Genomic DNA, 10,869 nt, shown 5'->3' on the forward strand with positions numbered 1-10,869 from the left:
AAATTTTGACCGCGGCCACTCGCTCACTTCGCTTCCTCTGCCACCGGCAGCGCTCAGTTCGCTCCCCACAGCCAGTGTGCGCACTGGCTTCGCAATGACACATTACAGGAAATGCTATGGTTATCGGGCGGCGGGATGCTTTTCAGGAGCCGCAGCAGCGGACGAGGGTTTCTATGACGGACTGCATTTGCAGGGGCTTGGGGAGGTGGGCATTCATGCCGGCGCGGAGGCACTTTTCGGCATCGTCGGTGAAGGCATTGGCGGTGGTGGCGATGATGGGGATGGTTTTCGCATCCGGCCTGTCCAGAGCGCGGATGGCACGGGTGGCGGAAAGACCGTCCATCACGGGCATCATCATGTCCATGAGCAGAGCGTCATAGGTCCCCGGGGGGTCTTGGCGGAACCGTTCCAGGGCCTGCTTTCCATCGGCAACGACGGTGACGGAGGCTCCGGCATCCTCCAAAAGAGTCCGGGCAATATCGGCATTGAGCTCGTTATCCTCGGCCAGGAGCAGTTTATAGCCCCGGATGCCGGGGGCCGGGGCGACCGGGGACCGGGGATCGGAGTCCGGGGCCGGCTGGAAGGGGAGGGTAATAAGGAAGGTGGTACCGACACCCTCCTGACTGTGTATCTCAATGGTGCCGTGCATCTTCTCTATCAGGCTCTTCACGATGGGCATACCCAGGCCTGCGCCCTGGTAAATGCTGCGGGCATCGGAGTGCTCCTGGGTGAAGGGGTCAAAAATGCGGGAGAGGAAGTCCGGGCTCATGCCAATGCCGGTGTCGGAGATAGTCCAGCGGTAGGTGACGGTATCGCTGTCTGAGGACAGACATTCCACCTGGGAGCAGATCTTGCCGCCGGGCTTATTATACTTAATGCAGTTGCTGTAAATATTCAGGAAAATCTGACGCAGGTGGACGGGGCTGCCGTAGACCCGGTCTGCGGGCAGGGAATCGGGGGAGGAGGTATACTCCATGGTGATGCCGCTGTCGCTGGCCCGCTGGCTCACGATGGCCAGCACATCGGCGGCGAGCTGGCTTAGGGACAGGGGCTCGTGGGAGAGGATCACCTGACCGCTCTCCAGCTTGCTCATTTGCAGAACATCATTGATAAGGGAGAGCAGATGGCCTGCGGCGGTGCGCATTTTGCTGCGGTTGGCGCTTACCAGCGCCGCATCGTCTGGATGGGCGGCGTTAATTTCCAAAAGACCGATGATGCCGTTGAGAGGGGTGCGGATGTCGTGGCTCATGCGGGAGAGGAAGCTGGTTTTGGCGGCGTTGGCCCGGTCGGCCTGCTCCACGGCGGCGCTAAGCTGACGGTTTTTCTCCTGAAGCTGCCGGGCGTACTCCTGCTGGGAGGCCAGCTGCTTTTCCCGGTAGCGCTGGATGGCCCACAGGCGGAGACCGTTGATGGCGCCGACAACAATGAGGTAAAGCACCAGAGTAAAAATCATGGCACGGGGCATATAGTAAAACACATTGTGCTGCGATGCAAAATTGTAAATATAAAAATTGCGACCCGGGCGCACGAGCCCGAAGTACCAGGAGGAGCCATCCTGCTTTATGCGCTGCAGGTCGGTATCCGTCTCCATGGGACTCCTATTACCGGACTGCTGACTGAGCTGCTGTAAAATGGGTACGGCGTCCGTTTCGGAGCCGATGAGAGACTCATCGTTGCTGGCGATGATGGTTTTGCCGTGGACCACCACGACGGTGCTGTTATTCTCGGTCCTATAGCCGGAGAGAAGGGAGGCAATGGAGAGATTGAAGGAGTTAATATGCACGGCGGGGGTCTGGTAATAGACCACCACAATGCCGGCGCCCTCCGGGCGGGCTGTGGCGGCCAGGTCCAGCTTGCCGCCGTCGGCGCAGTCCAGACGGATGGCATAGCGCTTTTCCGGGTGGGCGGCGGTGTCCAGTAGGGCCGAGGAGGCGAGGGCTTCGCCAACGCCATCGGGTATTTGGCCGCTTTCATGGTACTGCGACAGCACCCGGCCGGAGGCATCCAGCAGGAGGATGCCGGAGAGATAGTTCGTCTCAACGCAGCTTTGCAGGGCAGAGGAGGGAGGATCGCTCTCTGTGCCCAGGTCATAGGCCGACTGCTTGCAGCTCTGGATAACGCGCATGAGGCTCTTGGTCTGGGTGGCCAGCTCAATGCGGTCGTAGCGGGCGCACTGGCTCCAGACATAGTCGGTAGCGGAGGAGAGGCTCTGCCGGGTGTGGGAAAGGTCTGCCTGAACGGTTACAGCAAACACGGCGGACAGCATCACCACGCCGGCCAGCAGCCACAGGAGGACCCGGCGTTTGGAATGGGTCTTAGTAGGCTCAATCGTTTGCATAGCTGCTTGCCTCCATATACTTCTGAGGATCCTTTAAATACTTGCCTAAAATATGCTGCATGGTGCCGTCGCTGCGCATCTGCGAAAAGGTGCGGGAGAGCTCCTGGGCCAGGCCCCGGTCATCCGTGCGGGCAAAGGCCACGCCCAGGCCCACGGCCAAAAGAGGCTCATCCAGGATGCGAAGCTCCAGGCCGTAGTCGTCCATGCACTGCAAAATGGAGGTCTCGTGGGCGGCAATGGCATCGGCATAGCCTTTGCTGAGATAGGGGTACAGCAGCTCGCGGTTTTGCAGAGAGAAAACCTCGTCCGGGGCCGGAATGTGGGGATCGGTGTGGTTGAGAAACAGCTCCTCGGGCTTGGAGGTGGACTGCACAGCGATGCGCTTACCTGCCAGGTCACTGAGAGAATAAATGTCACTGTCCTTGCGCACGGCGACGACCTGACGGCTATACATATAGGGTTGGGTCCAGAGGTACTGATCCTCCCGGCCATTGATGGAAAAGCTGCCCCAGATACAGTCGATGGCGCCGCTCTCCACTAAATCCTTCTTCTCCTCCCAGTCGATGGTGGCGAACTGGGCCCGGTAACCCATGCGGCGGAAGGCCTCTGTGGCCAGGTCTACATCAATGCCGGTGGGCTGGCCACTGGTGTCCTGATAGTTAAAGGGGGGATAGTCGTCGCTGCCCACGGTGATGACAGGGAGTGCATCCGTCTTGGGGGAGTCAGAGTCCGCCGGGCCTGCACAGCCGCTGAGCAGGCCGGACAGCAGGCACACGGCACATAGACCGGCCACAATGCGGCCGGCGGCCGCGCGCTTGAAAGATGTCAAATCCATAGATGACCTCCTGGCTGAAAATTCGCCCGGCGGCCGCAGGATGGGACCGGGGGAAAAGGCAAAAAGCCTCTTATGGGCATTTTACTGCACCGGAAATACAAAAGCAAGGACAAAAATACAGCGAAAGCCCACCGGGTCTGGGGCGGTGGGCTTGTGAGGATGTCGAAGGACTCGTTTTTCAGCGGTTTTGAGCTCTATGCCCGTACTGCCGAGCCGGGCATAGAGCTTATCTTTTATGGCGTTTCAAATCCCATGCACTCCACATAGTTTTCCCTGAACACAGGGCTTGCGCTCAAATCCACCGTTTCGGCCAGCTCGGCCAGGGCGGCGGCTTGCTGCCGGTACTTGCCCCGCAGGAGCATCATGGACGCGCCTGCCAGGGCGGCATTGCCGATGGTCCGGGCGCGGATCTCCAGAGCAGGGGGGTAGAGACCAATACAGGCGGCGCTGTGGAGGTCCAGGAAGCTGCCGAAGCCCCCGGCGATGACGAGACGGGCGGGGCCTTCGGCGCCCAGGTCCCCGGCCTCCAGCAGGGTGAGCATCCCGGCGCAGATAGCGCTCTTGGCCAGCTGCAGCATACGGATGTCCTTCTGGGTCAGGGACACCTCCGGCGTCAGGGGATAGGCGTCCTCCTCGTCGGTGAAGGCGCCGGTTTCGTCGATGATCCCCGCCCGGAGGAAAACCGCCGCCGCATCGATGAGGCCGCTGCCGCAGATGCCTGCGGCGGGGGCGCTTTCTATGGTGCGGCAGGAAATTTTGCCGTTTTCATAGGTCACCCGGTGGATGGCGCCGGGGCTGGCCTGCATCCCCCGGGAGATGGTGGCACCCTCAAAGACGGGCCCGGCGGCGGTGGAGCAGCACAACAGACGGCCCTTATGCCACAGGGCCAGCTCGCCGTTGGTGCCGATGTCTGCCAGGAGGGCACTTTCGTCGCGGGTGCAGATCTGGCTGGCTACCAGAGCGGAGGTGATGTCTGCCCCCACAAAGGCCGAAATACACCGGGGCAGGTACAGCCGGGCTTTGGGCGCTGCGGAGAGCCTTAGCTCCTCCGGCTCTGCGTACCGGCCGAAAAGCTCATCGGCAAGAAAAGGGGCGTGGGAGAGACAGTCTACATCCCGGGCGGTGAGCAGATACAGCATGGCGGTGTTGCCGGTGAGAACCACGGTGTCCACCGCTTCGGGGGGGATTCCGGCTTGAGCTGACATCTTACGCAGCAGGGAATCTATCCCTTCCCGGATACACCGGGCCAGGGCCTCTCGCTCTCCTGCCAGAGACTTTTCGGTGCGTGTGATGACATCGGCACCGTAGATGCGCTGGGGGTTGGGGGCCGCCGCCTGGGCCAGAAGGACCCCGGCGCGGTCATAGAGCCGGGCGGCCAGGGTGGTGGTGCCGATGTCCACCGCCGCGCCGTACTTTTCGAAAATGGGCTCCGGGGCAAAGGCGGGCATAGTGCCGTCGCTGCGGATGACCCGAACGGCCCGGTCTGCGCCCAGGGTCACGGTGCAGTCGCCCTCCACCGTGGTAAGGCAGGCCAGGCGAACGCCGCGTCTGAGAGCCGCCCCCAGCAGGGATGTCTCCCGGGGGTCGGGAGAGGACAGCGCCCCCTGAACCGTCACCCGGCACTTGCCGCAGCGGCCATGGCCGCCGCAGGGGGCCTCTACCCCGCCGCCCAGGGCGTGGAGCAGCAGCGTGCCCAGGGGCACCTTCCGTACCGACACCGCTCCCGCTGCGTCATGGATCGTGATTTGGGGCATACGCCACCTCCTAAGTAAGATAAGCGGTCAAAAACAAGGACTTCCGGCGGCCTGTGCGCATCCGGCGGCCTGTATTGCGGAGGTAAACGCAGACGGCGCTGACAGAGCCGGGGCGCAGGCTCATTTCCGGCCTGCTGCCTGCTTGATGCTCAGGCCGATACGCTTTTTCTTCTCATCCACATCCAATACGACTACCTTTACCACATCGCCTACCGACAGCACCTCCGAGGGGTGCTTGATAAATTTATTGGAGATTTGCGAGATATGCACCAGCCCGTCCTGGTGAACGCCGATGTCCACAAAAGCGCCGAAGTCAATGACATTGCGGACCGTGCCGCTGAGGACCATGCCGGGCGTTAAGTCCTTCATCTCCATGACATCGGTGCGCAAAATGGGCTGGGGAAGCTCCTCCCGGACATCCCGGCCGGGCTTCAGAAGCTCGGAGGTGATGTCCTGCAGGGTGGGGATGCCCACCCCCACCGCCTCGGCGGCCTTTGCCTCTCCGTAGGCCTTCAGCCGCTGGGGCAGATCCGCCAGCTTTTCCGCCCGGACATCTGCCAGGGTGTAGCCCATCAGTTCCAGCAGTGCCTTGGCTGCGTCATAGCTCTCCGGGTGTACGGCGGTGTTATCCAGCACGCTCTTGCTCTCCGGCACCCGCAAAAAGCCGGCGCACTGCTGGAAGGCCTTGGGCCCCAGCTTGGGTACCTTCTTGATCTGGGCCCGGGAGGTAAAGGGACCGTTTTCCTCCCGGTAGGCCACCACATTTTTCGCCGTGGTGCCATTAAGCCCGGCCACCCGCTGGAGCAGAGAGGGGGAGGCGGTGTTTATATCCACGCCTACGGCGTTGACACAGCCCTCCACTACGCCGCCCAGGGCCTCGTCCAGCTGCTTGGCGGGCATATCATGCTGATACTGGCCCACACCGATGGCCTTGGGATCGATTTTTACCAGCTCGGCCAGGGGGTCCTGCAGCCGCCGGGCAATGGATACGGCCGAGCGCAGATTTACATCGAACTGGGGGAACTCCTCGGCCGCCAGCTTGCTGGCGGAATACACGGAGGCCCCGGCCTCGGATACGATCATGTAGCTGACATGGGCTCCGGCCTCGTTGACCTGATGGATGAGCTTCACGGCCATTTGCTCCGTTTCCCGGCTGGCCGTTCCGTTGCCGATGGCGATGTTTTCCACTCCGTCCTTGGCGATGAGCTTCGCCAGGGTGGCGATGGCCTCCTGCTCCTGCCGGGCTCCGTAGGTGGGGTAGACCACGGTGGTGTCCAGCACCTTACCGGTTTCGTCCACCACGGCTACCTTGCAGCCCATGCGGTAGCCCGGGTCCAGGCCCATGGTGACCTTGCCCTTTACAGGCGGCTGCATCAGCAGCGGCTTCAGGTTCAGGGCGAACTGGCCGATGGCCCCCTCGGTGGCCTGCTCCGTCAGCCGAGAGCGCTCTTCCCGCTCTAAGGAGGGGAAGAGCAGGCGGTCATAAGCGTCCTCGGCGGCGGCCTTTATGAATTCCATAGCAGGGGAGCCGGGCTTCACCACCGCCCGACGCAGCAGGGGCAGCGCCCGGTCACGGTCCAGGGTGACGGAGACCTTCAGCATATTCTCCTTCTCACCCCGGTTGATGGCCAAAATTTGGTGCCCCTGGAGCTTGGAGAGAGATTGGGTAAAATCGTAGTACAGACGGTACACGCTGTCCTCCTCCGCTGCCGCACAGCTCACAAGCTGACCCTGCCGACCCAGCAGGTCTCGCAGAGCCTTGCGGATCACGGCGTCATCGGAAATCTGCTCGGCAATGATGTCCGAAGCGCCCTGGAGGGCATCGGCCACGGTGTCCACGCCCTTTTCCGGAGAAAGGAAGTCCCGGGCGGCATCCTCCGGCCGGGGGCAGCTTCGCTCCTGGGCAAAAAGCAGAGCGGCCAGGGGCTCCAGGCCCTTTTCCCGGGCTGCGGTGGCCCGGGTACGGCGCTTTTGCTTATAGGGACGGTAGAGGTCCTCCACCTCCGCCAGGGTCTTAGCACTGTCGATGGCGGCGGCCAGCTCGTCGGTGAGCTTTCCCTGCTCGGCGATGGATTTTTTCACCGATTCCCGGCGCTCGTCCAGATTGCGCAGATACTGCAGCCGCTCCTCCAAGGTGCGAAGAGTGGTGTCGTCCATGGCGCCGTGGAGCTCCTTGCGGTAGCGGGCGATAAAGGGGATGGTGTTTCCCTCATCCAAAAGCTGCACCACATTTTCCACATATTTTTCGTTTGCGTTCAGTTCTTGTGCAAGCGCGTTAATGATATTCATTACCGTTTTTACCTCTCGTTTTACAAAAATCGTCCTCCCAATTATACAGCCCAAATCCCTTTCGCGCAATAGCCCCGCCACACACCCGGCAGGGAAAAAAGAAGGCAGGCACCGCCGCTTTCTGGAGGCCTGAGGCCGAAAAGCTCTAGGCGGCAGGGTCAGCATCTGCGAATGTGCGAATTTCTTTCGTTCCCTCTTGCAAAATGGGCAGAAGCGTGGTATAACAAGGATAGAATGGCAAGTACGGCTATACATACTCTATGCTATAATGCAAGACAAGCTGAATATTGCACTGCTTCCCTTGGCACCGGCTGAGGGGTCAAAGGCATTCGTGACCGAATCGTAGGTATTCCGGCATTTGCTGGATAAGATTTGGTCATGGATGTCTTTACTTTTTTAAAAGAAAAGGAGAAAAGACCATGAACATCGAACCTTTTGCTGTGGAAGAATGGATGAATGAACATGAAGTGGGTGCCCGCTTCAATATCGCGGAAACCTGTGTGGACTCCGTGTCGCTGGATGAGCTGTTTGCCCTGACAGGTGAGGATAAGGCACAGTTTCTAACGGACTTCTGCGCCAAGCGCTTGACCTATGGCGACATCGTAGGCAGTGACGCTCTGCGCAGTGGCATCTGCAAGCTGTACAAGACCGTGCAGCCTCGGCAGGTGGTACCTACCCACGGTGCGGCGGGAGCGAACCACCATGTATTCTGCTCCCTGATCTCTGCAGGCGACCGGGTGGTCAGCATCATGCCTACCTACCAGCAGCTCTACTCTATCCCCGAGGCCATTGGCGCGGAGGTGGCCATCATGCACCTCAAGCAGGAAAACGACTACCTGCCCGATTTGGAGGAGTTGAAGGCGCTGGTGACGCCGGAGACGAAAATGATCTGCATCAACAACCCCAATAACCCCACCGGCGCGCTGATGAGCGAGACGCAATTACAGCAGATCGTGGATATTGCCCGCAGCGTGGATGCCTATATCCTCTGCGACGAGGTATACCGCCACCTGACCCAGACCGATGACTGGTGCCCCTCCATCGCCGATCTGTACGAAAAGGGTATATCTGTCAGCAGTATGTCCAAGGTATTCTCTCTGGCGGGGCTTCGCATGGGCTGGATCGCCACCCGTGACGAGACGGCACGGGAGGCCTTTCTGTCCCATCGGGATTACAACCTCATCAGCTGCGGTATGTTCGATGATGCGGTGGCGTCCATCGCTCTGGCACACAGCGACAGGATGCTGAAGCGGAATCAGACCATTGTTCGGGAGAATCTGTCAATCCTGGATATGTGGGTGGCCTCCCACAAGCATTTCTACTACACCAAGCCCAAGGCGGGCACCACGGTACTGGTCTATTATGATTTTGATATGCCGTCCTATGAGTTCTGCAAGGAGATGTACCACCGGACCGGCGCCTTTGTCACACCCGGTGACTGCTTCCGGCAGCCCCATAGCGTCCGTATCGGCTACGCCTGCGACAAGCAGACGCTCCGGGACGGGCTGGCGGCTCTGGCCGCCTTTGCAGACACCTTGGCCTGAGCGGACTCTGTGTAAACGCCGAAGGACGGCGTGAAAGGGAGAAGAATAATTTTAAGGCGGCGGCTGCCCTTGCTATGCTCCCTGCCAGGGAGGCAGAACAAAAACCGAATTTTTCCCGGATCTCAGAAATGAGACCCGGGTTTTTCATTTTTTGCAGGATGCTCTTGCGGCGGGGGAGATTCTATGTTATACTAATGCTAAACGAACGGTCGTTTTAGGAGGACGCAAGCAACATGAAAACCACAGAACAGCAACACAATCAAAGAAAACAGGAAATCATGGAAAAGTGCTTCGAGTGCTACGCGGAAAACGGGCTCACGGGCACGGGGATTAAAGCCCTGGCCGATGCCTGCGGCTGCACGAAGGCAAATCTGTATTCGTATTTCAAAAATCTTGACGAGCTGATTATTGAGTCAACGGCATACTGCATGGAAAAGGTTGAGGACGACTTTATGGAGATGGCCCCCACCGACCCCAAGGATGTTGTCCGATTTGTGAAGGAGGTGCCTTACTGGACGGCTAAAAAGCACGGCAAAAAATATCGCCTGATGTATCAGATCTATACGCACCCGAAGTATATCGAGCACGGCAAGAAGTTTTTTGAGGGCGTCAACGAGCGCTATACCGAGTATGCCAAGAGGCTGGAGCCGAAAATAGGTATTCCCTATACGATTATCACGCCGCTGATTTTCATATTCGTCCGGGCCAGCGTTCACTATGCCATGTTCGAGGACGAATATTACCTGAAAACCCAGATGGAGGTCTTAAAGCAGGGAGTCGCCCTGTTTGTAGATAAATACAAAGAAAACCAAGCATAAGCCGGTCTGCCGCCGGCCATTCGCGGCGTGGGCAGCGGTGGAACACTCTGCCGTAATAACAACCGATTTCGAACGGAGGGAAGAAGATGAAAACAGGGAAAAAGCTACTCACAGGTGTGTTTTTGGTACTTTGCGGGGCTCTTTTGACGCTTTGCATCGTACTTGCCACCGGATGGAACAGGGCGGCAAAAACCAACGCCGCACTGCCGGAGGTGCGCAATAATGGCACGGCGATCCAGTGGAAATACAGCGATGAAGCCGACTGGCACGACCTGGTGACCCTTGCCGAGCTGCGGGGGGCTGCCGGGGAAGCCGGCAAGGACGGAGCAGGCGGCGAGAATGGCACCGACGGTAAGAACGGAATAAACGGTACGAACGGCAAAGACGGTATTAACGGAGTTGACGGAAAAGACGGTGCCGACGGCAAAGACGGCATTGACGGCAAGGACGGTATGAACGCCAAAAACATAGAGGTGCAGCGAGCCGCAACCCACATCCAGTGGCGCTATGAGGGCGACGAGTGGCGGAACCTTGTGGCGATTGCCGACATCACAGGCCCCGCCGGACAGAACGGTAAGGACGGAGCAAACGGAAAAACGCCGGAGTTCCGCGTGAACGAAAACACCCTGCAGTGGCGGTATACCGGCGACGAAATATGGCTGAACCTGTACGACCTATCGGTTTTGAAAGGTCTTGACGGCACAGACGGCATTGACGGCGAGAAGGGTGACAAGGGAGATAAAGGAGACAAAGGTGACACCGGCGACAAGGGCGACAAGGGCGACAAAGGCGATAAGGGAGACAAAGGTGACAAGGGCGATGCCGGTCAGAACGGCAGCTGCCCGGGGTATTTTTACGGCGTTGGGGTGGTACAATCGGTCAATCTTCAAGATGAAACGGCGGCGCTCTATTTTCAGGGAAAAATGAGCAGCGGCGGGCTTGTCTCCTGTGACGGGGATACCGTTCGACTGTCACGTGGACATCATTATCAGGTGAGCGTAAACGGGGCGGTCTATGCCATGTCAAATGATGACAAAGGCTTCTATTCTGTTCGGATGACGGACGGCTATGATAACCAGCTGTGCAGGGATCTTACGAGCATAAAGGTGGACAAAGGCAAAAAGCTGAACGAGACGAGAAGAGAGCAGCATACCCTGAGCTTCAACCGGGTATACGATGCCAAAGGCGGCGATATTGTCCTGCGGCTTGCACTTGAGCAGGCCGAGTATGCTACCTATCTTCTTTCGTTCAGAGGCACGATCACCATCACCGCTCTTGACTGAGCCGACAT

The 10,869-nt window shown here is 59.2% G+C and carries 7 protein-coding genes; 3 read left to right on the forward strand and 4 right to left on the reverse strand.

Going from position 1 to position 10,869, the window contains the following annotated elements:
• Window positions 1-142: 142 nt before the first annotated feature.
• The 4 genes from KI236_RS11050 to KI236_RS11065 all read right to left on the reverse strand — a co-directional run bounded on the left by KI236_RS11050 (window position 143) and on the right by KI236_RS11065 (window position 7,216).
• The gene (locus KI236_RS11050) at window positions 143-2,338 is read right to left on the reverse strand and encodes an ATP-binding protein (RefSeq protein ID WP_212821862.1); all 2,196 of its coding nucleotides are present in this window, start codon (window positions 2,336-2,338) and stop codon (window positions 143-145) included.
• The gene (locus KI236_RS11055; RefSeq protein ID WP_212821863.1) at window positions 2,325-3,173 is read right to left on the reverse strand and encodes a substrate-binding periplasmic protein; all 849 of its coding nucleotides are present in this window, start codon (window positions 3,171-3,173) and stop codon (window positions 2,325-2,327) included. The genes KI236_RS11050 and KI236_RS11055 overlap by 14 nt, the downstream gene beginning before the upstream one ends.
• 233 nt (window positions 3,174-3,406) lie before the next feature.
• Window positions 3,407-4,927 (reverse strand): ASKHA domain-containing protein, encoded by a 1,521-nt coding sequence (locus KI236_RS11060; RefSeq protein ID WP_212821865.1) that lies wholly within the window; start codon window positions 4,925-4,927, stop codon window positions 3,407-3,409.
• A gap of 120 nt (window positions 4,928-5,047) precedes the next feature.
• Window positions 5,048-7,216 (reverse strand): Tex family protein, encoded by a 2,169-nt coding sequence (locus KI236_RS11065; RefSeq protein WP_212821867.1) that lies wholly within the window; start codon window positions 7,214-7,216, stop codon window positions 5,048-5,050.
• A 419-nt stretch (window positions 7,217-7,635) separates the two neighbouring features.
• Between KI236_RS11065 and KI236_RS11070 the strand changes: the two genes are divergently transcribed.
• The 3 genes from KI236_RS11070 to KI236_RS11080 all read left to right on the forward strand — a co-directional run bounded on the left by KI236_RS11070 (window position 7,636) and on the right by KI236_RS11080 (window position 10,861).
• On the forward strand, window positions 7,636-8,760 hold the full coding sequence (locus KI236_RS11070; protein WP_212821869.1) for an aminotransferase: 1,125 nt from the start codon (window positions 7,636-7,638) through the stop codon (window positions 8,758-8,760).
• Between the two features lie 233 nt (window positions 8,761-8,993).
• On the forward strand, window positions 8,994-9,578 hold the full coding sequence (locus KI236_RS11075; protein WP_212821871.1) for a TetR/AcrR family transcriptional regulator: 585 nt from the start codon (window positions 8,994-8,996) through the stop codon (window positions 9,576-9,578).
• Window positions 9,579-9,664: 86 nt separating this feature from the next.
• Window positions 9,665-10,861, forward strand: coding sequence for a collagen-like protein (locus KI236_RS11080; protein ID WP_212821872.1), 1,197 nt, complete (start codon window positions 9,665-9,667; stop codon window positions 10,859-10,861).
• The last annotated feature ends 8 nt before the right edge of the window (window positions 10,862-10,869 follow it).

This window comes from Vescimonas fastidiosa (assembly GCF_018326305.1).
GTDB classification, from domain to species: domain Bacteria; phylum Bacillota; class Clostridia; order Oscillospirales; family Oscillospiraceae; genus Vescimonas; species Vescimonas fastidiosa.